The 24,296-nt window shown below is 72.9% G+C and carries 23 protein-coding genes, 1 tRNA gene, 1 other RNA gene and 1 pseudogene; 12 read left to right on the top strand and 14 right to left on the bottom strand.

All coding sequences use genetic code 11. From position 1 onward, the window contains the following. Window positions 1–135: 135 nt before the first annotated feature. The 3 genes and pseudogenes from F4556_RS18795 to F4556_RS18785 form a co-directional block, all read left to right on the top strand. Window positions 136–897: pseudogene (locus tag F4556_RS18795) on the top strand (collagenase); the annotation flags it as partial. Between the two features lie 134 nt (window positions 898–1,031). Beyond that, on the top strand, window positions 1,032–1,631 hold the full coding sequence (locus F4556_RS18790) for a TetR/AcrR family transcriptional regulator (RefSeq protein WP_184924805.1): 600 nt from the start codon (window positions 1,032–1,034) through the stop codon (window positions 1,629–1,631). Beyond that, a complete protein-coding gene (locus F4556_RS18785) occupies window positions 1,624–1,971 on the top strand; it encodes a nuclear transport factor 2 family protein (protein ID WP_184917365.1) in 348 nt (115 codons plus the stop codon). The genes F4556_RS18790 and F4556_RS18785 overlap by 8 nt, the downstream gene beginning before the upstream one ends. 22 nt (window positions 1,972–1,993) lie before the next feature. On the opposite strand, the gene F4556_RS18780 is transcribed toward F4556_RS18785, so the two are convergent. Further along, window positions 1,994–2,971 carry an AraC family transcriptional regulator gene (locus F4556_RS18780; RefSeq protein ID WP_184917362.1) on the bottom strand — a complete coding sequence of 326 codons (978 nt, stop codon included), beginning with the start codon at window positions 2,969–2,971 and terminating at the stop codon, window positions 1,994–1,996. 152 nt (window positions 2,972–3,123) lie between these two features. Here F4556_RS18780 and F4556_RS18775 point away from each other — a divergent pair, with 152 nt between their 5' ends. Continuing rightward, window positions 3,124–3,987 carry an NAD(P)H-binding protein gene (locus F4556_RS18775; RefSeq protein WP_184917359.1) on the top strand — a complete coding sequence of 288 codons (864 nt, stop codon included), beginning with the start codon at window positions 3,124–3,126 and terminating at the stop codon, window positions 3,985–3,987. A 7-nt stretch (window positions 3,988–3,994) separates the two neighbouring features. Here the strand turns inward: F4556_RS18775 and F4556_RS18770 are convergent, their stop codons facing one another. Further along, window positions 3,995–4,681: a TetR/AcrR family transcriptional regulator gene (locus F4556_RS18770; RefSeq protein ID WP_184917356.1), complete on the bottom strand. Its 687-nt coding sequence runs from the start codon at window positions 4,679–4,681 to the stop codon at window positions 3,995–3,997. Window positions 4,682–4,793: 112 nt separating this feature from the next. Here F4556_RS18770 and F4556_RS18765 point away from each other — a divergent pair, with 112 nt between their 5' ends. From F4556_RS18765 to F4556_RS18750, 4 genes are all read left to right on the top strand, one after another. Next, entirely contained in the window at window positions 4,794–5,426 is a 633-nt protein-coding gene (locus F4556_RS18765; protein ID WP_184917354.1) for an NADPH-dependent FMN reductase, read from the top strand. 12 nt (window positions 5,427–5,438) lie between these two features. After that, window positions 5,439–6,848 (top strand): DHA2 family efflux MFS transporter permease subunit, encoded by a 1,410-nt coding sequence (locus tag F4556_RS18760; protein WP_246511044.1) that lies wholly within the window; start codon window positions 5,439–5,441, stop codon window positions 6,846–6,848. 261 nt (window positions 6,849–7,109) lie between these two features. Further along, entirely contained in the window at window positions 7,110–7,871 is a 762-nt protein-coding gene (locus F4556_RS18755; protein ID WP_313068357.1) for an ABC transporter ATP-binding protein, read from the top strand. Further along, on the top strand, window positions 7,868–10,669 hold the full coding sequence (locus tag F4556_RS18750) for an FtsX-like permease family protein (RefSeq protein WP_184917351.1): 2,802 nt from the start codon (window positions 7,868–7,870) through the stop codon (window positions 10,667–10,669). The genes F4556_RS18755 and F4556_RS18750 overlap by 4 nt, the downstream gene beginning before the upstream one ends. 64 nt (window positions 10,670–10,733) lie before the next feature. On the opposite strand, the gene F4556_RS18745 is transcribed toward F4556_RS18750, so the two are convergent. Then, entirely contained in the window at window positions 10,734–11,027 is a 294-nt protein-coding gene (locus F4556_RS18745) for a hypothetical protein (RefSeq protein WP_184917348.1), read from the bottom strand. A gap of 115 nt (window positions 11,028–11,142) precedes the next feature. Further along, window positions 11,143–11,568: a hypothetical protein gene (locus F4556_RS18740; protein ID WP_184917345.1), complete on the bottom strand. Its 426-nt coding sequence runs from the start codon at window positions 11,566–11,568 to the stop codon at window positions 11,143–11,145. Between the two features lie 285 nt (window positions 11,569–11,853). Between F4556_RS18740 and F4556_RS18735 the strand changes: the two genes are divergently transcribed. From F4556_RS18735 to F4556_RS18725, 3 genes are read left to right on the top strand one after another with little or no spacing between them, the layout of a single operon-like run. Beyond that, window positions 11,854–12,363 (top strand): hypothetical protein, encoded by a 510-nt coding sequence (locus F4556_RS18735; protein ID WP_184917342.1) that lies wholly within the window; start codon window positions 11,854–11,856, stop codon window positions 12,361–12,363. A gap of 52 nt (window positions 12,364–12,415) precedes the next feature. Next, complete coding sequence (locus tag F4556_RS18730; protein WP_184917339.1) at window positions 12,416–14,233, top strand: S9 family peptidase; 1,818 nt, start codon at window positions 12,416–12,418, stop codon at window positions 14,231–14,233. Then, window positions 14,230–14,478 carry a hypothetical protein gene (locus tag F4556_RS18725; RefSeq protein ID WP_184917336.1) on the top strand — a complete coding sequence of 83 codons (249 nt, stop codon included), beginning with the start codon at window positions 14,230–14,232 and terminating at the stop codon, window positions 14,476–14,478. The genes F4556_RS18730 and F4556_RS18725 overlap by 4 nt, the downstream gene beginning before the upstream one ends. Before the next feature lie 10 nt (window positions 14,479–14,488). Here F4556_RS18725 and F4556_RS18720 read toward each other — a convergent pair whose 3' ends face one another. From F4556_RS18720 to ffs, 10 genes are all read right to left on the bottom strand, one after another. Beyond that, a complete protein-coding gene (locus F4556_RS18720) occupies window positions 14,489–15,277 on the bottom strand; it encodes an SURF1 family protein (protein ID WP_184917333.1) in 789 nt (262 codons plus the stop codon). A gap of 212 nt (window positions 15,278–15,489) precedes the next feature. Continuing rightward, window positions 15,490–16,518 (bottom strand): hypothetical protein, encoded by a 1,029-nt coding sequence (locus tag F4556_RS18715; RefSeq protein WP_184917331.1) that lies wholly within the window; start codon window positions 16,516–16,518, stop codon window positions 15,490–15,492. Beyond that, a complete protein-coding gene (locus F4556_RS18710) occupies window positions 16,511–17,032 on the bottom strand; it encodes a SigE family RNA polymerase sigma factor (RefSeq protein WP_184917327.1) in 522 nt (173 codons plus the stop codon). Before F4556_RS18710 ends, F4556_RS18715 begins: the two co-directional genes overlap by 8 nt. Before the next feature lie 240 nt (window positions 17,033–17,272). Beyond that, window positions 17,273–18,337, bottom strand: coding sequence for an aspartate-semialdehyde dehydrogenase (locus F4556_RS18705; protein WP_184917324.1), 1,065 nt, complete (start codon window positions 18,335–18,337; stop codon window positions 17,273–17,275). After that, window positions 18,334–19,614, bottom strand: a complete 1,281-nt coding sequence (locus F4556_RS18700) for an aspartate kinase (RefSeq protein WP_184917305.1) — start codon at window positions 19,612–19,614, stop codon at window positions 18,334–18,336. Before F4556_RS18700 ends, F4556_RS18705 begins: the two co-directional genes overlap by 4 nt. A gap of 287 nt (window positions 19,615–19,901) precedes the next feature. After that, window positions 19,902–20,579, bottom strand: a complete 678-nt coding sequence (locus tag F4556_RS18695) for a DUF5063 domain-containing protein (protein WP_221503647.1) — start codon at window positions 20,577–20,579, stop codon at window positions 19,902–19,904. Continuing rightward, on the bottom strand, window positions 20,572–21,171 hold the full coding sequence (gene recR, locus F4556_RS18690; RefSeq protein WP_184924795.1) for a recombination mediator RecR: 600 nt from the start codon (window positions 21,169–21,171) through the stop codon (window positions 20,572–20,574). Before recR ends, F4556_RS18695 begins: the two co-directional genes overlap by 8 nt. A gap of 130 nt (window positions 21,172–21,301) precedes the next feature. Next, the gene (locus tag F4556_RS18685; protein ID WP_184917303.1) at window positions 21,302–21,640 is read right to left on the bottom strand and encodes a YbaB/EbfC family nucleoid-associated protein; all 339 of its coding nucleotides are present in this window, start codon (window positions 21,638–21,640) and stop codon (window positions 21,302–21,304) included. Window positions 21,641–21,702: 62 nt separating this feature from the next. Further along, window positions 21,703–23,901 carry a DNA polymerase III subunit gamma and tau gene (locus F4556_RS18680; RefSeq protein ID WP_184917300.1) on the bottom strand — a complete coding sequence of 733 codons (2,199 nt, stop codon included), beginning with the start codon at window positions 23,899–23,901 and terminating at the stop codon, window positions 21,703–21,705. A gap of 48 nt (window positions 23,902–23,949) precedes the next feature. Further along, window positions 23,950–24,046: signal recognition particle sRNA small type (ffs, locus tag F4556_RS18675), an RNA gene on the bottom strand. Between the two features lie 128 nt (window positions 24,047–24,174). Between ffs and F4556_RS18670 the strand changes: the two genes are divergently transcribed. Further along, window positions 24,175–24,259: transfer RNA gene (locus F4556_RS18670), tRNA-Ser, on the top strand. The last annotated feature ends 37 nt before the right edge of the window (window positions 24,260–24,296 follow it).

Genomic DNA, 24,296 nt, shown 5'->3' with positions numbered 1-24,296 from the left:
GCGGCCACCCCCCTCCAGGCCGCTCAAGCCGCCCAGGCCACACCCAAGCCGGACCAGGTCTCCGCGGACCCGGGCCAGCGCCCGGCCCACGGCAGCGCGCTGGGCGCTCCCGCCGCGGCCGCGCCCACCGGCGGCCGGCTGGAGTCGCGGATCCTGCCGGTCCTCCACACCTGCAGCCCGTCGCTGCGGATCCGGGCGCAGGAGATGACCGCCGCCCAACTGGCGGCGACCTGTACGAGTCTGGCCAACCAGGACGCCTACTTCCACGGCGTGGTCAAGGACTCGGGGCCGGTCGCGAACGACTTCAACACCACCCTGGAGGTCGACGTCTTCAACTCCAGCGCCGACTACAAGGCCTACGCGGGGAAGATCTACGGCATCGACACCAACAACGGCGGCATGTACCTGGAGGGGAACCCCGCCAAGGCGGGCAACCAGCCGCGGTTCATCTGCTATGAGCGCACCGACGTGAGCCCCGGTTGGCAGATCTGGAACCTCAACCACGAGTACACCCACTACCTCGACGGGCGCTTCGACCAGTACGGCGACTTCAACGCGAGCCAGACCACCCCGACCGTCTGGTGGGGCGAGGGTTTCGCGGAGTACGTCTCCTACTCCTACCGTGGCGTCACCTACGCCAACGCGGTGGCCGAGGCCGGCAAGCACACCTACTCCCTGCGCACGCTGTTCGACACCACCTACGACAACAGCGACGTCAGCCGCACCTACAACTGGGGCTACCTCGCCGCCCGTTACATGATCGAGAGGCACCCGGCCGACGTCACCGCCGTGCTCGGCTACTACCGCACCGGGAACTGGACCGCCGCGCGCACCCTCCTCACCTCGCTGGACTACGAGAGCGACTGGAACGCCTGGCTGACGGCAGTGGCGGCAGGCGCCTGACCTGTACGTCCGCCGCGGCCGGACTCCCCTCCGGCCGCGGCGGACGGCCACCGGCCTGACGATCACTCACACCACTGCCGAGCGTGCTATTTTGTGAGCAGTCGTTCAACTATCGAGGCAGGGTGACCATGGGGCGCAGGCAACTCTGGGATCGGGCAGAGGTGTTGGCCGCCGCCATGGGGCTGTTCCGTCGCCGGGGCTACCTGGGTGCCTCGCTGCGGGACATCGAGGAGGCGACGGGGCTGCACCCGGGCAGCCTGTACCGGACGTTCCAGAGCAAGGACGGCCTGTTCCACGCGGCCCTGGAGGCCTACAACGAGCAGGTGGTGCAGGGGCGGGTCCGGGTGCATCTGCTGGAGCCGGCCGATCCGGTGGCGGGCATCCGGTCGTTCTTCACCTCGGCGTTCGAGACCGGGGTCGATCCCGATCCCGGGTGCCTGCTCACCAATACGGCGGTGGAGTGTTTCGCCGTTCCCCAGGCCGCCCCGGGGGTGCGGCAGGGGCTGGAGACCATCGAGTCCGGGTTCGCCGACGCGCTGACCCGGGCCCGGGCGCTCGGCCGCGTGTCGGCGGAACTGGACGTCGAGATGGCGGCGGCCCAGCTACTGGCGCTCTATCAGGGCCTGTTGGTGCTGGTCCGGGCCGGCACGCCGATCACCAAACTGCACACCGTCACCGATGGCGCGCTCGCGTCGATCGGCCCACGAAAGAGGGACAGCGATGAGTGACACACAGCAGCTCTGGACGGACTACGCCGCCTGCTGGTCGGCCGAACCGGACGAGCGGATCGCCGCGCTCGAGGCGGTCGCCCTCGACGGGATCGGTTACCGGGATCCGGGTACGGAGGTCAGCGGTCTGACCGAACTGGCCGCCTACATGGCCGGGTTCGCCGGTGCCTTCCCCGGTCACCGGTTCCGGATCGACGAGGTGCTGGAGCACCACGACCGGTCGCTGGCCCGGTGGACCCAGCTCAACGAGCAGGGCGAACCGGCGATGACGGGCGTCAGCACCGCGGTGCACCGCGACGGCCGGCTCGCCGACGTCACCGGGTTCTTCCTCCCGGCGTAACAGTCCCGCAGGCCGCGCGAGTTCAGACCAGGCGGCCATCAACGGCCGGGGACAGCTGCTGCCGGCGGTAGCGGCCCGGGGCGATGCCGTACTCCCGCTTGAAGGCGTTGGCGAAGGCGAACTCCGAGCCGTAGCCGACCCGTTCGGCCACCACGCCGAGGGGGCTGTCCGACTCCCGGAGCAGGCGGGCGGCCGTCGTCAGCCGCCACCAGGTCAGGTAGCCGAGTGGTGGTCGGCCGACCGTCGCGCTGAAGCGCTTGGCGAAGGCCGCGCGGGAGAGGCCGCCCCGGGTGGCGAGGGTTTCGACCGTCCAGGGGGCTTCGGGTGTGCGGTGGATGGCGTCGAGTGCGGCGCTGATCGCCGGGTCGCCGAGTGCGGCGGCCCAGCCGAGGGCCGGGCCGCCCTGCGTCGACGGTGGGGGCCGGTCGAACCAGGCGCGGAGGACGAAGAGCAGCAGCATGTCCAGCAGGGCCGGGACGACGGTGTCCGCGCCGAGTCGCGGGTTCTCCAGTTCGCCGCCGAGGAGTTCGACCGCGGCGCGGATCTCGGGGTGGTGCCCGAGGCGGGCGGGCAGGTGCAGGAGGTCGGGCAGGTCGTGGAGCAGCGGGTGGGCCCGGCCGGGGTCGAGCTGGTAGGCGCCGCACAGGGTGACGGTGGTGGGGTGGGTGCCGTCCGGCCGGCGGCCCACGGACGGTGCGGCGTACCGCTGTTCGTGACGGGAGTCGTCCTGCGGGTCACAGGCGGCTGCTGCCAACGGAGTTGACGGGTGGTCGGCCAGGGCGTGGCCATGGCCGCGCGGCATGAAGACCACGTCGCCGACGCCGAGCGCGATCGGCGCCCCGTCCCGGGGGATCAGCCAGCACGAGCCCTGCAGGATCACCTGGAAGCCACCGCCGGGGGCGGGCAGGAAGCGCTGGCCCCACGGGGCGTACCACTCCACCCGGGCCGAACGGGGCTCACCGGTGCGCATCACGGCCACGACGTCGCTGAGTACATCCATCCGACGAAGGTACTCGCACAGGCTCGGGCCGGAGACGTTCGCGTATGAATCGGAGCTCTGGGCGCATTGGAGGTCTTGTCCGGGCGGCTTACGGTCGAAACAGAGCCCACGGAGGGCGCGGTGACGCACCGTCAAGGAGAGGCAGTCCGTTCATGAACGAGCAGCAGAGGGTCCTGGTCGTCGGAGCCAACGGGACGGTGGGCCGGCACGTCGTGACGGGCCTGCTGACGGGCGGCACGGAGGTGCTGGCACTGACCCGCGACCCGGCGCGGGCGGCCCAACTCCCGGACGGGGCACGCCTCGTACCCGGCGACCTGTCCGCCGCGCGGACGCTGGCGGCAGCCGCAGGGCAGGCCGATGCCGTGTTCCTCGCCTGGCCGCTGCACACGGCCGAGGGCGCGGCCGAGGCCCTGGCCGCGCTGACCGGGAACGCGCGCCGGGTGGTCTACCTGTCCTCGGCCGCGGTGCGGGACGTCCCCGGGCAGGAGCCCGAGTCGCCCGGGCGGCCGGACGCCGCGATCGAGTCGTTGATCGCCGGCTCCGGCCTGCGGCACACCTTCCTGCGGCCGCACGGCTTCATGGCCAACGCGCTGCGGTGGGCGGCGGAGATCCGCACCTCGGGCGTGGTGCGCGGCTACGGCGGCGCGGCCGGGCTGACCTTGGTCGACGAACGGGACATCGCCGCCGTGGCGGTCCGGGCGCTGACCGAGGAAGGGCACGACGGGGCGCGGTACGCGCTGACCGGGCCCGCGTCGCCGACCCAGGCGGAGCAGGTACGGATCATCGGGGAGGCGGTCGGCCGGCCGGCCCGGTGGGAGGAGATCCCCCGGGCGGCTGCCCGTCAGCAGATGGTCGACAGCGGGTGGCCGCTCGGGATCGTGGACGGCGCACTCGACTTCGTCGCGGCCCGGATCGACGCACCGGAGCCGGTCACCGACACCGTCCGGGACGTCACCGGCACTCCCGCCCGCACGCTGCGCGACTGGGCCCTCGACCACGCCGAGCTGTTTCGCTGACGTCGACTCACCCGGCCCGGTAGGCCCGCAGGAAGGCCCGCACGCCGCCCTCGATCAGACGGTCGCTCTCCCCCTTGGCCAGCGGGAGCACGCCGTAGTGGGAGAGCTGCACGATCGAGTGCGAGACCAGCGCCATGAAGTGCGCGGCGGCCATGGCCGCGTCCCCGTGCACGTCGATCAGACCCGCGTCGGCGAGGCCGGCCATCGCCTCGGCGAGCGCGCGGCCGACCGGTCCCGGGCCGGCGTCGACCCAGGCCTGCAGCACCTCCGGCGGCACGTGGTCGGCCTCGGCGTGGATGTGGCGGACCAGGGCGAAGTGGTTCGGGTACTCGGCCATCAGGCCGACGAACGCGCGGGCCAGGGCGATCAGGTCGCGCGCCAGATCCTCCGGGCCGGGCGGGCGCTCGGGGTCCAACAGAGCACCCAGGCGGGCCAGTTGGGCATCACGCACCTGACCCGAGGTCCAGGTGACGACGGTCCGGAAGAGGTCGGCCTTGCCGCCGGGGAAGTGGTTGTAGAGCGTGCGGGTCGAGACGCCGGCCGCGGCGGCCAGCGCGTCCACCGAGGCCCGGGCGTAGCCCTCGCGGCCGAAGACCATGCAGGCCGCGCTCGCGAGGGCGATCTGCTTCTCCAGCTTGCGGGGCGAGACCTCGCGCCGCGCCTGCTCCAGCCAGGCTTCGTTACTGCCACTCACGCATGCCTCCCGATTAATTACAACGACCGTTGCACTTTCGACAACGCTCGTTGTAACTTTACCGGAGGGGAGGCCGCGACGGGCGGTCACCCCGCGAGGAGGGGACACCACCATGGCTGCCATCGAGACCGAAACCGCTGCCACCACCGCCGAGCAGGACGCACCCCTGCGCGTGGCCGTCATCGTCGGCAGCGTCCGCGAGGGCCGCCAGGGCCCGGCCGTCGCGGACTGGTTCGTCGGCGCGGCCGCCGCCCAGGCGGGCCTGGAGCTGGACGTCATCGACCTGGCCGAGGTCAACCTGCCGCTGGTGATGCCCGGTTGGGGCGGCACGGCGAGCCCGGAGGCCGTCGCCGCGCTGGCCGACGTCACGCCCCGGCTGGCCGCCGCCGACGCGTTCGTGGTGGTCACCCCCGAGTACAACCACAGCTTCCCGGCCGCCCTGAAGAACCTGATCGACTGGCACCACCAGCAGTGGCACGCCAAGCCGGTCGGCTTCGTCTCGTACGGCGGGCTCGGTGGCGGGCTCCGCGCAGTCGAGCAACTCCGGCTGATCTTCGCCGAGTTGCACGCCGTGACGGTGCGCGACTCGGTCAGTCTGCACGGTCCGTGGTCGGGCCTCGGGCCGGACGGTGCGCCGCGCGACGTCGCCGTGTCCGAGGGCGCGGTCAAGGGCATGCTCGGCCAACTCGCCTGGTGGGGACGGGCCCTGCGGGACGCCCGGACCACCCGGCCGTACCAGGGCTGAGGGGCACGGGAGATGACCACCGGTCAGCTCGTCGAGGCTCCGCCGGAGATGCCCCGGGCCTCGTCCACCGCCCTCAACCGCACGCTCGTCGTGGTGATCATCGGCTCGATGATGTCGGTGCTCGACACCACGATCGTCAATGTCGCGCTGCGCAGTCTGGCCGAGACCTTCCACGCCTCGCTGACCACCATTCAGTGGGCCACCACCGCCTACACGCTCGCGCTCGCCGCCGTCGTCCCGACCGCGGCCTGGGCGATGGGGCGGATCGGCGCCAAGCGCAGCTACCTGACCGCCCTCGTCCTGTTCACCCTCGGCTCCCTGCTGGCCGCCTTCGCCTGGGACGCGGGCAGCCTGATCGCCGCCCGCGCCGTGCAGGGGATCGGCGGCGGGCTGCTGATGCCGGTCGGCATGACGATGGTGATGCGCGCCGCCGACAGTGAGCGGCTCGGACGGGCGATGGCGCTGGGCGGCCTGCCGATCCTGATCGGTCCGGTGCTCGGCCCGCTGCTCGGCGGCTGGCTGCTCGACGCCACCTCCTGGCACTGGATCTTCCTGGTCAACCTGCCGATCGGGGCGGCCGCCACGGTGCTCGCCGCGAAGCTGCTGCGGTCCGACCGGCCGAGCGACCCCTCCGCCGCGCCCAAGCTGGACCTGCCCGGTCTGCTGACGCTCTCCCCCGGTCTGGCGCTGCTGCTGTTCGGCCTGGCCAGGGGCGGCGAGCAGGGCGACTTCGGCACCCTCGGAGCGCTGCTCCCCACACTGGCCGGGGCGCTGCTGGTGGCCGCCTTCGGCCGCCGCGCGCTGACCGCGCGTCAGCCGCTGCTGAACCTGCGGCTGCTGCGCGACCGCAGGCTCGCCGCCGGGATCGGCACCCTCGCCCTGTTCACCGCCGGGTACTTCGGCTCGATGCTGCTCGGCCCGGTGTACTGGCAGCAGGTCCGCGGCGTGAGCCCCACCGAGGTCGGGATGCTGGGCGCGCCGGTCGGCCTGACCGTCGGCCTGACCCTGCAGATCGCCGCCCGGCGGATCGACACGGTGTCACCCCGGCGGCTGATCACGGCCGGCGTCGCGCTGGGCGCGCTGGGGATGCTCCTGACCGGACTCCAGGTCGGTGTGCCGGACGTGGCCGCCTGGCGGGTGGTCGGCTCGGCGATGCTGATGGGCGTCGGTGCCGGGATGGTGCTGATGCCGACCATGACGACCGCGAGCCGCGACCTGCCGAAGGACCAGCTGGCGGCGGCGAGCACCGTGCTGAGCATCAACTCGCAGGTCTGGGCCTCGGTCGGGACGGCGCTCTTCTCGGTGCTGCTGGGCACGGCGGGCCTCGACCCGGCGGGGTTCAGGACCACGTACGTGATCGCGGCGGGCGTGCTGGCGCTCGGGCTGCTGCCCGCCGCGCTGCTCCCGGGGCGCCGCCCCTGACCTGCTTGCCGGACCCGCCGGGGCCCTGCCGGAACACTCCGGCGGGGCCCCGCCGCGCGTCCGGGCCGCTTGAAGCACGCCTGCATACCGGGTATACATACTCGGTATGCAGGCTCGCCGGGGTGGTTCGACCGGCCGGGTCTGCCAGGACAGTGACTGGGGTGCCACCCCGGCGGAGCCGCCCTCAAGGCCGCGCCGACGGGACGGCAGCTGTGCTGCGCCCGGTTCCTCGGGCGGCGGCCGACGAGAAGGAGCCGACGAGTGACAGCCACAGAGATCAGGGACACCGAAGGGGCCGTCCTGCGCCTGCGGGGCGTGTCCCGGGTGCACGGCCAGGGGGCGACCCAGGTGCACGCCCTGCGCGAGGTGGACCTGACGGTCCGTCCGGGGGAGTTCGTCGCGGTGATGGGCCCCAGCGGGTCCGGCAAGTCCACCCTGCTCACGCTGGCCGGCGGGCTGGACACCGCCAGCTCGGGCCAGGTCCGGGTGGAGGGGCAGGACCTGGGCAAGCTGTCCAGGACCGCGCTGTCCGCCGTCCGCCGCCGAGCGATCGGCTACGTCTTCCAGGACTACAACCTGATCCCCGCGCTGACCGCCGCCGAGAACGTCTCGCTGCCGCGCGAACTGGACGGCGTGACCAGCCGCCGGGCCCGGGCCGAGGCGCTGACCGCACTCGCCGAGACCGGCGTGGCCGAGTACGCCGACCGCTTCCCCGACCAGCTGTCCGGCGGGCAGCAGCAGCGGGTCGCGATCGCCCGGGCCCTGGTCGGCGAACGCCGGCTGGTGCTCGCCGACGAACCCACCGGCGCGCTCGACACGGCCACCGGCGAGACCGTCCTGGCCGTGCTGCGGGCCCGCTGCGACGCCGGGGCGGCCGCCGTCATGGTGACGCACGAGCCCGCCCACGCGCAGTGGGCGGACCGGGTGGTGCTGCTGACCGACGGTCAGGTGGTCGAGGAGCGTCAGCGGCCCGCCGACCTCCGCGGGCGCCACGCCGCCGCCGGGACGGACGAGAGCCGATGAGCCTCTCCGCCTGGCGCGCCGCCCTCCGGATCGCCCGCCGCGACGCACTGCGGGCCAAGGGCCGCAGCGCCCTGATCATCGCCATGATCGCGCTGCCGGTGGTGGGTGTCACCGGCGCGGACATCGTGGCCCGCAGCACCCAGCTCTCCCCGCAGGAGCGCGGCACCCGCCTGATGGGCACCGCCGACGCGTACGTCAGCACCGGTACGCAGCCCGGCTGGCGGCTGGTGCAGGGCGCGGAGCCCACCTCGCGCAACGTCTCCGTGCTGTCCCAGAACGGGCCGAAGCCCACGCCCACCCCCGAGGAACAGGCCCGCAGCGCCCAGCCCTTGCAGCGGCTGCTGGAGCAGGCGCTGCCGGCCGACGCCAAGCTGCTGCCGGTCGAGGCCACCACCGGCTATCACCTGACCAGCACCACGTACGGCCAGGGCCAGGTGCAGACCTGGGGGATGGACCTGACGGACCCGCTGACGGCCGGCATCACCACGCTCCGGCAGGGCAGCTGGCCCGCCGCGCCGTTCGAGGTCGCGGCGACCACCGGTTTCCTGACCGACTCCGGCCTGAAGGTGGGTCAGAGCACCACTCTCAAGGGCACCACCCAGCCGCTCCGGATCACCGCCGCCGTCGAGTACCCGGGTGACCTGAAGGCGAACCGGCTGGTCGGCCGGCCGGGCGAGCTGAGCGGACTGCTCGGTGCCCTGCCGGAGCAGGCCGGCCTGGCCACCGCGCCCGGCGCCCGCGACTACCTGGTCTCGCTGCCCGGTCACGCCGCGTTCAGCTGGGAGGCGGTGCAGCAGGCCAACGCCTTCGGCTTCACGGTGGCGTCGCGGGCCGTGCTCGCCGACCCGCCGCCCGCCACCGCCATCAGCTCCAGCGCCGACCCCGAGGCCGAGCAGACCGCGCTCAGGACCAGGACCATCGCGGCCACCGCGGTCGGTCTCGCGCTGCTGGAGATCGTGCTGCTGGCCGGTCCGGCGTTCGCGGTCGGTGCCCGCCGCTCCCGGCGGCAGCTCGGGCTGCTCGCGGCCACCGGCGGCAACCGGGCGCACATCCGCCGGGTGGTGCTCGGCGGCGGCATCGTGCTCGGCGGCGCGGGTGCGCTGGCGGGTGTGGCGCTCGGCGGGGTCGCCGCGCTGGCCGGGCGGTCCTGGCTGGAGGGCAGGTCAGGGGCCCGGTTCGGGCACTTCGCACTGAACCCCGCCGACCTGTCGGGCATCGTGGCGCTCGGTGTGGTCACCGGCCTGCTGGCCGCGGTCGTACCGGCGGTGCAGGCCGCCCGGCAGCCCGTGGTGGCCGCCCTCACCGGCCGGGTCACCGCCCGGCCTCCGGCCAAGTGGCTGGCCGTCGCCGGTGCGCTGACCGCCCTGGCGGGCGCCGCCATCGCGCTGAGCGGCGAGCTCTCCGCCTCGGGCTCGCGCTCCGTCCTGGCGGGCTCGGTGCTGGCCGAGCTCGGGCTGATCGCCTGCACCCCGCTGCTGATCAGCCTGTTCGGCCGGCTCGGCCGGTTCCTCCCGCTGTCGCCCCGGCTCGCGCTGCGCGACTCGGCCCGCAACCGGGGACGTACCGCCCCGGCGGTCGCCGCCGTGATGGCCGCCGTCGCCGGTGCGGTCGCGGTGCTGACCTTCCAGGCCAGCACCGACTCGGCCGCCAGGGCCGGGTACGTGGCCTCGGCCCCGCCCGGCGCCGTGGTGCTCCAGGCCCAGTCCGTCCGGGGCACCGACAGCCTGGCGGTGTCCATCGCGAAGAACGCCGCCGCGCTGCGGACCGCCGTGGAGGGCGCCGTGCCCGAGCTCGGGCAGCGCGCCGACCTGAGCGCGCTCAGCTACGGGGCGTGCGACAGCACGCCCGGCTCGTTCTGCGGCCGGGTACAGGTGGTCCCGGCGCCCGGGAACGACTGCCTGGCCCCGGCCGGTCCTGGCGGCATCGACCTCCGCTGCGCGCGCAACACCCCCGAGCCCGATGACATCCGGGACGTGATCAGCGGCGATCCGGCCGTGCTGCACAACCTGCTCGGCGTGGACTCGCCCGTCGCCACCAAGGCCCTGACGGACGGTCAGGTGGTCGTCCTGAACCCCGGCTACCTCCAGGACGGCAAGGTCACCCTGCAGCTCACCCGGTTCGGCGCCACCGGCCCCGAGGGCAACAAGACCAGTACGGTCAGCCTGCCGGGGGTGGCCGTGACCGGCACCGCCCAGGCCGCCCGCGCGGTGATGTCACCGGCGGCCGCCAAGGCGGCCGGGCTGCTCTCGGTCGACCAGCAGTCGGTGTGGCGGCCCGCCCGGGCCCTGACCTCGGCCGAGGTGCAGCGCGTCACCGCCGCCGCGCTCCAGACCGGCCCCGGCAAGCTCGAGGTGGAGCGCGGCTACCAGGGCGGTTCCACCAATGCCATCGCGCTGGGGCTCGCCATCGCCGCCTCGGCGGTGGCCATCGCCGCCGCCGCCATCGCCACCGGTCTGGCGGCCACCGACAGCCGGGGTGACCTGGCCACCCTGGCGGCCGTGGGCGCCACCCCGGGCATCCGCCGCCGGCTGTCCGCCTTCCAGTGCGCCGTGGTGGCCGCGATGGGCGCCACCATCGGAGCGCTGGCCGGGCTGGTGCCCGCCGCCGCGCTGCAGCGGGTGCAGAACCTCGGCATCGAGGCCCGGTTCGGCTCGGGTTCGCTCAAGATCGGCAGCAACCCGCTGGTGATCCCGTGGCCGGAGCTGGCCGCGCTGGTGATCGGGCTGCCACTGCTGGCCTGGCTGCTCGCCGCCGTCTTCACCCGCTCCCGGGTGGCGTTGACCCGCCGGACAGACTAGGCAGAGCGCCCGGTTGCACTATCCAGGGGCTCGGGGAACTGCGACGGTTCGTGGCTGGCGGGTATCACTGCGAAAGTGCCTGACCACCTACGGACGGATCACCTTGTACGAGGTCGGCGTCGCGGTTCCCCGAGCCCCTGGTGATGCCTGGCTCAGCACCTGCCAACAGCTCAGCCAGCAGGGTGGCGATCCGGTCGGCGGTGAGCGGGCCGGTGGTCAGGGCGGCGGCGAGGGTGGGCAGCAGGTTCGGCGGGAGGGTGCGCGGGTCGCCGATCAGAACGGACTCGTCGGGGAAGGTGAGCAGGACGAGGGGAGCGCCGTCGTCGAGTTCGGCGTGGTACCAGGTGACTCTGTTCATGTGCCCCCTCCCGGTGACGGCGGACGCGTGCGACCCGAGACGGAATCGAACGTACACCCGATTATGGGGGCAGGAGAGGACGTCGCGGAACCGCAATACCGCATGGGTCCGACAATCAGCGTTCCTCGACGCCTTCGGACTCGGCCCTGGCGGCCACCAGGGCCTCGATCACGGCCCGGACCCGGGGCAGATCGGCCGGATCCAGCTCGGCCAGGTGCGCCACGATCGCCCGGGCGTCGGCGGGCAGGCCGGTGAGCTCGGTGGTGACGTAGTCCAGGTACTGGGCCGCGGCGGCGCGCTGGACCTGGAGCAGCGGCAGGCCGAGCCCGGCCGCGAGCGCGCGGAGCACCTGCGGCTCGGGCGCGCGGACCACCTCGTTGCGGACCAGCTTGTGCAGCCAGGTGGTGCCCGGGCGGTAGCCGGTGGCCGGGTCGACAGTGGACTCGGTAAGCCGGCGGAAGGTCACCCCGGGCCGGTCCAGCGCCTCGCGCACCAGTCGGGAGAGCGCGTCGCCGGTGTCGCCGGACATGGTCGCAGGCATCTCGTCGTCTCCCCTCACGGCAGTCGGCCCCTCGCCCCGGCCTGGGCGAGGGCGCGGGCGGTCGGCGGGCGACAGCCGCGTTCGCGAACGAGGCTAACAGCGCCAACCTGCCGATGCTGCCACTTCTCCGGGCCCGTGACCAGCCCGTTCGGTGACCTGCCCCGCGAATCGAAAATTATTCGAATACGTGTTCGCGTTCGCGAACGCATCTAGGTAAGGTCCTGTCCGCGAGCAACGACCACAGGTTCAGCGCAGCAGATCAGAGCAAGCAGCAGGAGGCCACCCGTGACCATGCCGACCGAGTTCTTCGGAGTCCCGATCCAGCGGAGTCGCCAGCCGGTCGCCTGCCGGGTGCAGCAGCGGCCGCTCTCCGCCCTCCGCCCGCTGTTCGAATCGGTGCTCCGGGACCCGGTGATCACGGCCTTCGGCTGGTCCCAGGCCGGCCCGGCCCCGGCCGACGCCGGCGGCGCCCGGCTCCGGGTCGGCCCGCCCTGGTTCCGCACCGTCGCCGACCGGGGCGAACAGGACCTGTACGCGCTCTCGCTCGATCTCCCGCACCCCAGCCTCGGCGGCCACCGCTACGGCCCCGGCGCCACCCCGATGCGCTGGCGCAAGCTGCCGTACCAGGGGCCCGACCAGGCCAGGTTCGACCGGGCCAGGCGGCTGTCCGATGCCCTGGAGTCCGGTTCCTTCGACCGGGCGCTGGCCGAGTCGTTCGGCGGGCCGGCCGGCGGCGCCACGGCGGTCACGGTCTGGCGGGACCGGATCAGGGTGGTGCAGTGCGCCTTCGCCTGACCGGCCGTCCCGGCCGTTCCGCCGGGCCGTGCGGATCGGGTTTGATGGGGGGATGAGCAACGAGAAGAGCCCCGTACCGGAGTGGGAACAGCGGTTCCGGGCGGCACGGGTCTCCCTGCCCGACTGGGCCGAGCAGGCCCCCGAACGCGCCCTGTACGTCTCCAACTCCACCGGCACGTACGAGATCTACGCCTGGGACCGGTCGGCCGACAGCCACCGCCAGGTGACCTCCCGCCCGAACGGGACCACCGACGCCGAGCTCAGTCCGGACGGCGAGTGGATCTGGTGGTTCGACGACACCGACGGCGACGAACTGGGCGTCTGGCGCCGCCAGCCGTTCACCGGCGGCCCCGACGAACACGCCGTGCCGGGCGTGCCCGCCGCGTACGACGCGGGGCTGGCGCTCGGCCTGGACGGCACCGTGGTGGTCGGCACCTCGGACGACGAGGACGGCACCACCCTCTACCTGCGCCGCCCCGGCGCCACCGAGGTCGAGGTGGTCTACCGGCACGAGGAGTACGGCGGGGTCGGCGACCTCAGCCACGACTCCAGCCTGCTGGTGATCGACCACACCGAGCACGGCGACGCGATGCACTCGGCGATCCGGGTGCTCCGGCTCGCCGACGGCGCCACGGTGGCCGAGCTGGACGAGGTGACGGGCCGTCAGCACCCCAGTGGGGTGGCCTGTTTGGGCTTCGCCCCGGCCGACGGCGACACCCGGCTGCTGATCGCCCACCAGCGCACCGGCCGCTGGGAGCCCGCCCTCTGGGACGTGGCCACCGGCACCGAGACCGCGCTGCTCCTCCGCGACGACCAGGGCCGGGAGTTCCCCGGCGATCTCTCCGCGCAGTGGCGCCCCGACGCCCGGTCCCTGCTGGTCGAGCACGAGTACGAGGCGCGCAGCGAGCTGTTCTCGTACGAGCTGGCCACCGGCGAGCTGACCCGGCTGGACACCCCGCGCGGCACGGTGTCCGGCGCGACCGCCCGGCCGGACGGGACGGTGGAGTTCCTCTGGTCCTCGGCGGCCGAGCCCTCGGCGGTCCGCTCGACGGCGGGCACCGTGGTGCTGCGGGCCCCGGGCCCGGTGCCGCCCGGCTCGGTGCCGGTCGAGGACGTCTGGGTGGAGGGACCGGGCGGGCGGGTGCACGCGCTGGTCCAACGCCCGTCCGGGGACGGCCCGTTCCCCACCCTGTTCGAGGTGCACGGCGGCCCGACCCACCACGACAGCGACTCCTTCGCGGCCGGGCCCGCCGCCTGGCTGGACCACGGCTTCGCGGTGGTCCGGGTCAACTACCGCGGCTCCACCGGCTACGGCCAGGCCTGGACCGACGCCCTGCACGGCCGGGTCGGCCTGATCGAGCTCGAGGACATCGGCGCCGTCCGGGACTGGGCGGTCGACTCCGGCCTGGCCGACCCGTCCCAACTCGTGCTCTCCGGCGGCTCCTGGGGCGGCTACCTCACCCTGCTCGGCCTCGGCACCCAGCCGGACAGCTGGACGCTCGGCCTGGCCGCCGTACCGGTCGCGGACTACCTAGCCTCGTACGAGGACGAGATGGAGGCGCTCAAGTCGCTGGACCGCACCCTGTTCGGCGGCTCGCCCGAGGAGGTGCCCGAACTCTGGCACGCCTCCTCGCCGTTGAGCTACGTCGAGCAGGTGAAGGTGCCGGTCTACCTCAGCGCCGGGGTGAACGACCCGCGCTGCCCGATCCGGCAGATCGACAACTACGTGACCCGGCTGGAACAGCTCGGCAAGGAGCACGAGGTCTACCGCTACGATGCCGGGCACGGCTCACTGGTGGTCGAGGAGCGGATCAAACAGCTCCGCCTGGAGATCGACTTCGCACTGCGACACCTGGGGAGAGCGCGTTGAACATCAGACGTGGGGTGGTGGCCTCCGGCGCCGTACTGGCGCTGCTGCTGACCGCGGCGGGCTGCTCGTCCAGCTCCGACGACGACTGCGACAACTGGTCCGCGGGCAGCGTCGCCGCGCCCGGCTCGGCCGTCCAGGCCCAGCTGCTGGCCAAGTCCAGCAAGGGGTCGAAGAGTTCGAAGAAGGCGAAGAGCCACAAGGGCTCCAAGCACAAGAGCTCGGGCGGCGACGACTGCGACGACTGACGCCGTCGGCTCAGTTCGGGACCGGGTCCAGTCCGAGGGCCCGGTCCCTGGCGTTCTCCGCCTCGCGGCGGGCCAGCCGGAACCACATGAAGACCACGAAGCCGCCGAAGACGAACCACTCCAGCGTGTACCCCAGGTTCTGGAACGCCCGCAGACTCAGGCCGTTGCCCCCCTGCGGCTGCACCGTCGGCACGACGGTCAGCCCGGCCGGCACCGTGTCGGCGGCCACCCAGCCGTCGTACGTGACGTCCGGCAGCACGTTCACCAGGGCGGCCGGACTGATCGTGCCCAGCTGCCCCTCGGGCAGGCCGCCGGCCACCGCACCGTTGCTGCCGCTGTTCTCCGGAGCCTGCAGCCGCCCGGTGACGGTCACCTGCTCGGGCCCGACCTCCGGCGCCGTACGGCCTGCGGCCGGCCCCGGCGCCCAGCCCCGGACCACCGCCACGCACTGCCCGTCGCCCGGGCAGAGCGGGGTCAGCACGTAGTACCCCTGCTTCCCCTCCACCGTGCGGTTGGGAACGAGCAGTTGGTGCGCCCGGTCGTAGCGCCCGGTCAGCGTGACCGCGCGGCCGACCGTCTCGGTGGTGACCCTGGCCCGCGCGTCCGGCAGCAGCTCGGCGAACGGCACCGCCGCCCCGCCGGTGGCCGCGTCGGCCGAACGCACCGCGTCCCGGTGCCGGCTCACCTGATCCTCGAACCGGCTGAGCTGCCAGGAACCCAGGAACAGGCAGACCACGACCGCCAGGACGGCGACCACGGTGCCGCCGAGCCAGCGCGAAGTCAGGAGAAACCGGTACACACGCACCACGGTAACCACCCCTACACACGCACCGGACACCAGGGCGCACGGTTGCACTATCCAGGGGCTCGGGGAACGGCGACGCCGACCTCATGCAAGGTGATCCTGCGTAGATGGTCAGGCACCTTCGCAGTGATGCCCGCCAGCCACGAACCGTCGCCGTTCCCCGAGCCCCTGGACCGTAAGACTGAGCGCCCTGCAAAAGGCTGAGCTCAGCCGACCGGCGAGGGCGATGCCTCCGGGATGCGTTCCGCCCCGTTCCGATAGACGGTGCCGGTGCAGGCGTTGGGCAGCGTGGCGACCACCTGCGGGCCGCCCGGGTCCGGGGTGTGGGTGAGGGTGACGGTGGGCCGGCCGGCGGTCGGGCTGGTGGTCGGGTTCGGTGACTCGACCGGCGAGGGCGAGGTCTCGGGGCCCGGGGCCTGACTCGGGGAGCCCGACCCGGACGGCCCGGGGGCGGCCGCGACCGCCCGGGCCTTGACGGCGTCACCGCTCGTGCAGGGCCCGTCCGGCACCCAGCCGAACCGCACCTGGTACCCCGTACTCGGCGGCAACAGCACCGGCCCGTCCGCGACCGGTGCGGCCAGCCCGGTGGCCGGCCCGCCGACGGTGTGCGGGGCCACCTTGACCTTGGCCGAATCGGCGACCAGTAGCCCGCCGCCGGCCAGCTCGCAGGCCCGCCCCGAGGTGTTGACCACCCGGAACCAGCCGTACACCCGGCCGTCCGCCTCGGCCGCGCCCAGGTGGGAGCTGCCCTGGCCGAGGTCGGCGGGGCCGCAGCCGGGCGCCACCGGCGTACCCGCCGAGGGCGAACCCGGGACGCCGGCCAGCGAACCGCTGGTGGTCACCTCGGGCACCGGGCCGGACGGGGAGCCGGTGGGCGTGGCGGTGACCACCGGCATCGGCAACGCGGACGGCCGTCCGGTGCCGCCGCCCACCGAAGGTCCCGACGAAGTCGTGGTGCGGGACGGCCCGGCCGCCAGCGGACCGTCCACCGGGCCGCCGGAGAGGTCGAGTTGCTGCACCCCGTGGATGGTCGGCAGCGCGGCGGCGGTGAGCGCGGCGGCGACCGCCGCGCCCGTCCACAGGCCGCGGTGCCTGGCCCGCCGCCGGGGCACCTGGGCCCGCAGCCGGGGCAGTGCGGCCGGGTCGGGCTGGACCTCGGCCACCGCCCGGTGCAGCCGTTGGCGCAGCTCCCGCACCAACGGGTCCTCCATCGAGGACCGTTGATCGTCAGTCATCGCTGCTCTCCATCAGCACCCGCAGCGCGGCCAGCCCTCGCGAGCCGTACGCCTTCACCGAGCCGACCGAGATCCCGAGTGCGTCGGCCACCTGGGCCTCCGTCAGATCGGCGTAGTAGCGCAGCACCAGCACCTCCCGCTGACGGCGTTGCAAGCCTCGGAGCGCGGTCTTCAACTGGTCGCGCTCCAGCGCATCGTAGGCGCCTTCTTCTGCACTGGCCATGTCAGGCATCGGCTTGGGCAGCAGGCGCAGCCCGAGGATCCGGCGGCGCAGGGTCGAGCGGGACAGGTTGACCACGGTCTGCCGCAGGTAGGCGAGGGTCTTCTCGGGCTCGCGGACCCGGCGCCGGGCCGCGTGCACCCGGATGAACGCCTCCTGCACGACGTCCTCGCAGGAGGCGATGTCGTCCAGCAGCAGGGCGGCCAGCCGGAGCAGGGAGCGGTAGTGCGCCTGGTAGGTCGCGGTCAGGTGGTCGACGCTGGCGCCCGCCGCGTCCGCCGCGGCGGTGCCCATCCGGCTATCGACCGGTCGCGCCGCCACGCGCACCGTGCCCACCCGCACTGCCCCCACCACGTTCGCCACGCATGTTGGACACTTGATCCCCTGTCATGGTTGCCCCCGACTGCGGGGCTATTCTCCCGCACCGGCCGGGGCGCCTCCAGTGCCCTTGCGGGGGAATCTGACGGATCGTCTCCTGTTCATCAGCACTCAACTTCACCCGGGCTCCACGTCACCGGGCTCAGCTTCACCGGCTCAGCCCAGCAGCGAGAACTCCGCCGCCACCAGCTCGGCGATCTGCACCGCGTTCAGGGCGGCGCCCTTGCGCAGGTTGTCGCCGCAGACGAAGAGGTCGAGCGCGGTGGGATCGTCCAGCGCCACCCGCACCCGGCCGACCCAGACCGGATCCGTCCCGACCGCGTCGTTCGGGGTGGGGAACTCCCCCGCCGCCGGGTCGTCGTAGAGCACCACGCCGGGGGCGTTCTGCAGGATCTCCCGCGCGGCGGCTTGGCTCACCTCGCGTTCGAAGACCGCGTGCACGGCCAGCGAGTGGGTGGTGACCACCGGGATCCGGACGCAGGTGGCGGAGACCTTCAGGCCCGGCAGGCCGAGAATCTTCCGCGACTCGTTACGGACCTTGAGCTCCTCGGAGGACCAGCCGCCGTCCTCCAGCGTGCCGGACCAGGGCACCGCGTTCAGGACGAGCGGCGCGGCGAACGGGCCGTTGTCGCTGACCACGGCCCGCAGGTCACCGGTCTGCTCGCCGACCGAGGTGCCCGCCACCTCGGCGACCTGGGCCCGCAGGGTGTCCACCCCGCTCTGCCCGGCGCCGGAGGCGGCCTGGTACGCGGCGACCACCAGTTCGCTCAGCCCGTACTCGGAGTGCAGCGCGGCCAGCCCGCCGATCATGGTGAGGACGGTGCAGTTGGGGTTGGCGATGATGCCGCGCGGCCGGATCAGCGCCGCCGGGGCGTTCACCTCGGGGACCACCAGCGGGACGTCCTGGTCCATCCGGAACGCGCCGGAGTTGTCGACCACCACCACGCCCTTGGCGGCGGCGATCGGGGCCCAGCGGGCGGCGATGTCGTCCGGTACGTCGAAGATCGCCACGTCGATCCCGTCGAACGCCTCCTCGGAGAGCCCGACCACCTCGGTCTCCACCCCACGGACCGTCAGCCGACGGCCCGCCGAGCGCGACGAGGCGACCAGCCGGATCTCGCCCCAGACGTCCCGCCGGATGGAGAGGAGGCCGAGCAGCACGGCTCCGACGGCGCCCGTGGCGCCGACCACCGCGAGGCTCGGCCTCCGCTCCGGGGTCACCGGCCGGTACCGCCGTAGACGACCGCCTCGTCCGTCTCGCTGTCCAGCCCGAAGGCGCTGTGCACGGCCCGGACCGCCTCGTTGACGTCGTCCGCGCGGGTGACCACCGAGATCCGGATCTCCGAGGTGGAGATCAGCTCGATGTTCACGCCGGCCTCGGAGAGCGCCTCGAAGAAGGTCGCGGTCACGCCGGGGTTGGAGCGCATGCCCGCGCCGACCAGCGAGATCTTGCCGATCGCGTCGTCGTAGCGGAGCGACTCGAAACCGATGCCGTCCTTCACCCGGCCGAGTGCGTCGATGGCCTTCTGGCCCTCGGTCTTCGGGCAGGTGAAGGAGATGTCGGTGAGACCGGTGGACGCCGCCGAGACGTTCTGCACCACCATGTCGATGTTGACCTCGGCGTCCGCGATGGCGCGGAAGATCCGGGCGGCCTCGCCCGGCTTGTCGGGCACGCCAACGACCGTGACCTTGGCCTCGGACGTGTCGTGGGCGACTCCGGAGATGATCGCCTGCTCCATCTCGCCCCCTTCGGGCTTGGTCGGGTTGATGCTGCTGACAATGGTCCCCGGCAATCCGGAGAAGGACGAGCGTACGTGAATCGGGATGTTGTAGCGCCGCGCGTACTCCACACAGCGGTCGAGCAGCACCTTGGAGCCGGACGAGGCCAGCTCCAGCATGTCCTCGAAGCCGATCCAGTCGATCTTGCGGGCCTTCTTCACCACCCGCGGGTCGGCGGTGAACACGCCGTCCACGTCGGTGTAGATCTCGCAGACCTCGGCACTCAGCGCGGCGGCCAGCGCCACCGCGGTGGTGTCCGAGCCGCCCCGGCCCAGCGTGGTGATGTCCTTGCTGACCTGGGAGACGCCCTGGAAACCGGCCACGATCGCGATGTTGCCCTCGTCCAGGGCGTTCCGGATCCGGCCCGGCGTCACGTCGATGATGCGCGCCTTGTTGTGGACCGAGTCGGTGATGACCCCGGCCTGGCTACCCGTGAAGGACTGGGCCTCGTGGCCCAGGGACCGGATCGCCATGGCCAGCAGGGCCATCGAGATCCGCTCTCCGGCGGTCAGCAGCATGTCGAACTCGCGCCCGGAGGGGATCGGGGAGACCTGCTCCGCGAGTTCGATGAGCTCGTCCGTCGTGTCGCCCATGGCGGACACCACGACGACGACCTCATGGCCGGCCTTCTTGGTGTCGACGATCCTGCGGGCTACGCGCTTGATGCCCTCGGCATCCGCAACGGATGAGCCGCCGTACTTCTGCACGACAAGGCCCACGAAAGCTCCTCGACTAGTGTCGTTTTTCGGGGGACTGGTGGCCCCCGCACCCCCGGCGGACGGGGGCTCTGCGGTCGGCGCCAGTCTAGCGAGCGCCCCGGGGCCGACCGGCGGTTTCCATATGCTGAGACGCGGATATCACGAGGTGGGCAGCGGTCCGACCGTCAGGACCGGCAGGTCTGCGGGCCGCCCCCGGCCTCCCCGGAGAATTGCCGGGGAGGGGGGCGCGACACCTCGAATTTCGCTCCGCCGCCCGCGCGGTGACGGTTTCGTCACACCGCGCTGGTTCAGAGGCCGAGCTCGGCCGCCATCAGGTCGCCCGCCTGCTGTTCCAGCTGCTCGTCCGTCAGCCCGTCGTCGTCAGTGTCCGCACCGTCCGCCGCCGCACCGATCGGGCTGTCCAGCCGGACGTGCGCGATCAGCGACTGCAGCGCCCGCAGCACCGCCGTACAGGTCGAACCCCAGCTGGACAGGTAGGAGAACTGCCACCACCAGAGCGCCTCGCTGACCCGGCCCTCCTGGTAGTGCGTCAGCCCGTGCCGCAGCTCGGCGACCACACCCGCCATGTCGTCCGAGATCCGGAACGCGCTCGGCTTCTCCGGCGGCCCGTACGGGTCGAAGACCTCGTGGTAGACATCGATCGGGGCGAGCAGCTCGGCCAGCCGCTCGCGCAGCTCGACCCCGTCCGGCTCCGGGCCCGCGTCCGGCTCGAACCGGTCCTCCGGCACGACGTCCTCGATCGCGCCCAGCCGGCCACCGGCCAGCAGGAGCTGCGAGACCTCCAGCAGGAGCAGCGAGACCACGCTGCCCGGCTCGTCGCCCTTGGCGACCTCGGTCACCGCGAGCACGAAGCTCTCCACCGAGTCCGCGATCTGCACCGCGAAGTCGTCCGGCTCGTGCTTGTGCCCGGTGCCGGCGGGGTGTGTGCCGCTGCTGGGTTGGGTGCTGCTGGGCTGCTCAGACATCGAGAAGTCGTCTCCCTTCGAAGGCCCGTCCGAGGGTGACCTCGTCGGCGTACTCCAAGTCCCCACCGACCGGCAGGCCACTGGCCAGCCGGGTCACCTTCAGGCCCATCGGCTTGCACAGCCGGGCCAGATAGGTGGCGGTCGCCTCCCCCTCCAGGTTGGGGTCGGTCGCCAGGATCAGCTCCGTCACCGTGCCGTCCGCGAGCCTGGTCATCAGCTCCCGGATCCGCAGGTCGTCCGGGCCGATGCCCTCGATCGGGCTGATCGCGCCGCCCAGCACGTGGTACCGGCCGCGGAACTCGCGGGTCCGCTCCACCGCCACCACGTCCTTGGGTTCCTCGACCACGCAGATCACCGCGCGGTCGCGACGCTGGTCCAGGCAGACCCGGCACTGCTCGGCCTCCGCGACATTGCCGCAGACCACGCAGAACCGGACCTTCTCCTTGACCTCCAGCAGCGCGTGCGCCAGCCGGCGTACGTCCACCGGGTCGGCCTGCAGCACGTGGAAGGCGATCCGCTGCGCGCTCTTGGGCCCGACGCCGGGCAGCCTGCCCAGTTCGTCGATCAGGTCCTGAACCACGCCCTCGTACAACTTCGCGCCTTCCTTCGGGCCCAGACCGCCGGCGGTGCCGTCGGCTCCGGTGCCATCATCCAACGAATCGGGCGCCGGACACACCGTCCGACGCCCGACTCACCATAAATCTCGCTCCGTGAACTTTCCGTCAGAACGGAAGGCCCGGGATACCGCCGCCGAGGCCCTGGGCCAGCGGGCCCATCCGCTCGGCCTGCATCTTCTGCGCCGTCGCGTTGGCGTCCCGGACCGCGGCCAGGATCAGGTCGGCCAGCGTCTCGGTGTCCTCCGGGTCGACCGCGGCCGGCGCGATGGTCAGCGACACCAGCTCACCCGCGCCGGTCACCGTCACCTCGACCAGACCGCCGCCCGCCGAACCGGCGACGTGCGCCTCGGCCAGCTCGCGCTGCGCCTTGGCGAGCTCCTCCTGCATCTTCTGCGCCTGCTTCAGCAGCTGCTGCATATTGGGCTGGCCACCACCAGGGAACACGGCTCACTCCTGTACCTGTACTACTGCGGAAATCGTCCGGTCCGAGCCTACGTCGCCGGGGCTCAGCGGTTGTGGTGAATCTCCTCCAGGACCGTGGCCCCCAGCTCACGGACGATCAGCTCCTGGCTGTTCGCCCCCTGGTCGACCTGGGTGGGCGAGGGGCCGGTGAAGCTGGCGTCGCCCTCCAGGTCGTAGTCGTCCGGCGGGTACTCGTCCGCCGGCGGCCCCTCGACCGGGGCGGGCGCGTGGACCGGCGCGGGCCGCTGGGCGGGCGCGGGTGCCTGGGGCTGCGCCGACGGGGCCGCCGCCTGGAACGGGGGCGCGGTCGGCTGGGCCTGCGGCGGGGCGGCCTGCACCGGCTGCACCGGCTGCATCGGCGCGGGCCGGACGGGCTGCTGCGGCTGCTGACTCTGCTGCTGCGGGGCGCCCCAGCCGCCGGCCGTCGGCGGGGTGCCGCCACCGGCCGCCACGCCACCGCTGGTGCCGCCGGACGGGTCGACGATGCACTCGACCCGCCAGTCCACCCCGAGGGAGTCGGCCAGCGCCTGCTTCAGCACGTCGTCGCTGTTGCTGCCGACGAAGCTGTCGCGGGCACCCGCGTTGATGAACGAGACCTGGAGCGTGCTGCCGTCGAAGCCCGCCACCTGGCCGTTCTGGCTGAGCAGGATCCAGGTGAAACGGCGGCGGTTCTTCACCGCCTCCAGGATCTGCGGCCAGAGCTGCCGGACCTGGCCCGCGCCCTGCTGGGCGGAGACCGAGGGCTGACCGCCCGTCACCTGCGGGGCGGGTGCGGCCTGCGGAGCGGGAGCGGGAGTGGGCACCGGCGCGGCGACCGGGGCGGGCGCCGGGGGAGCCTGCGCCGGGGCACCGGCGGACGGGAAGCTGCGCGGGATCGGCCACGCGCCGGGCGCGGCGGCGGGCTGACTCGGCGTCACCTCCACCGGCGGGGCGGGCGACGGCTGAACCGGCTCGGGCGCGGCCGGCTGGGCCACCGGGGCGGACTGCGCCACCTGCATCGGCGGAGCCTGCTGGATCTGCTGGGCGGCCGGAGCCATCTGAGCCATCGGGGCCACCTGGGCCGTCGGGGCGGCGAACCCGCCCGTGGCCGCCCGGCGCTCCAGCTTGTCCAGCCGGGCCTGCAGCGACAGCTCGTCCCCGTACGCGCCGGGCAGCATCACCCGGGCGCAGATCAGCTCCAGCTGCAGCCTCGGCGCGGAGTTCCCGCGCATCTCGGTCAGCCCGGTGTTGACCAGGTCGGCCGCCCGGCTCAGATCAGCGGGACCGAACCGGTCCGCCTGGGCCTGCATGATCGCGACCCGGTCGGCGGGGGCGTCGATCAACCCCTTCTCCCCCGCGTCCGGCACGGTGGCCAGGATGACCAGGTCACGCAGCCGCTCCAGCAGATCGGTGACGAACCGGCGCGGGTCGTGGCCCCCCTCGACCACCCGATCGACCACCTGGAACACCGTCGCCCCGTCGTGCGCGGCGAACGCGTCCACCACCTCGTCCAGCAGCGCCGAGTCGGTGTACCCGAGCAGCGCGGTGGCCATCGCGTACGTGACGCCGCCCTCGCCGGCCCCGGCGAGCAGCTGGTCCATCACCGACATCGAATCCCGGACCGAACCGGCCCCGGACCGGACCACCAGCGGGAAGACCGAGTCCTCGACCGCGATCTGCTCCCGCCCGCACACCTGCGCCAGGTAGTCCCGCAGCGTGCCGGGCGGCACCAGCCGGAAGGGGTAGTGGTGCGTCCGGGACCGGATCGTCCCGATCACCTTCTCCGGCTCGGTCGTCGCGAAGATGAACTTGAGGTGCTCCGGCGGCTCCTCCACCACCTTCAGCAGCGCGTTGAAGCCGGCCGGGGTCACCATGTGCGCCTCGTCCAGGATGAAGATCTTGTACCTGCTGTGCACCGGCGCGAAGAACGCCCGCTCCCGCAGCTCACGCGCGTCGTCCACACCACCGTGCGAGGCGGCGTCGATCTCGATCACGTCGATCGAACCCGGCCCCCCGGTCGCCAGGTCCGTACAGGACTGGCACTCACCACAGGGAGTGGGCGTCGGGCCCTGCGCACAGTTCAGACAGCGGGCCAGGATGCGGGCACTCGTCGTCTTCCCGCACCCGCGCGGGCCGCTGAACAGGTAGGCGTGGTTGACCCTGTTGTTGCGCAGGGCCTGCTGGAGCGGAGCGGTCACGTGCTCCTGCCCGATGACCTCGGCGAAAGTCTCGGGGCGATAGCGGCGGTACAGGGCTAGGGACACACCCCCGACGATATCGGGACGCACGGACAAACGCGGCCGCCCCGGAAACGCAAGGACCCCTCGTGTACCCGCCAGAGCCCTCCTACCCTTGCTGCCTTCCGGCCCTGGGGGAGTTCAGAGAGATAACGCCACACGAGGGGCTGCCCCAAGAGTAGCGGATCCGCGACCCAAGCTGTACCGCCACCCCACCTCCACGATCCGCAGGCGACCACCCCCACCCACCTGCGGATGGGTGGTCGCGAGCACCCCCGAACATGTACTAAGCTCTCCCACGGAGGATTCGCCTAGTGGCCTAGGGCGCACGCTTGGAAAGCGTGTTGGGATAAAACCCTCACGAGTTCGAATCTCGTATCCTCCGCCTTCACGAAGGCCCCGACCGCCCAGCGGTCGGGGCC

Source organism: Kitasatospora gansuensis (assembly GCF_014203705.1).
Classification (GTDB): domain Bacteria; phylum Actinomycetota; class Actinomycetes; order Streptomycetales; family Streptomycetaceae; genus Kitasatospora; species Kitasatospora gansuensis.
Note: the sequence above shows the minus strand (reverse complement) of the source record. Positions and strands in the feature narration are given on the sequence as shown.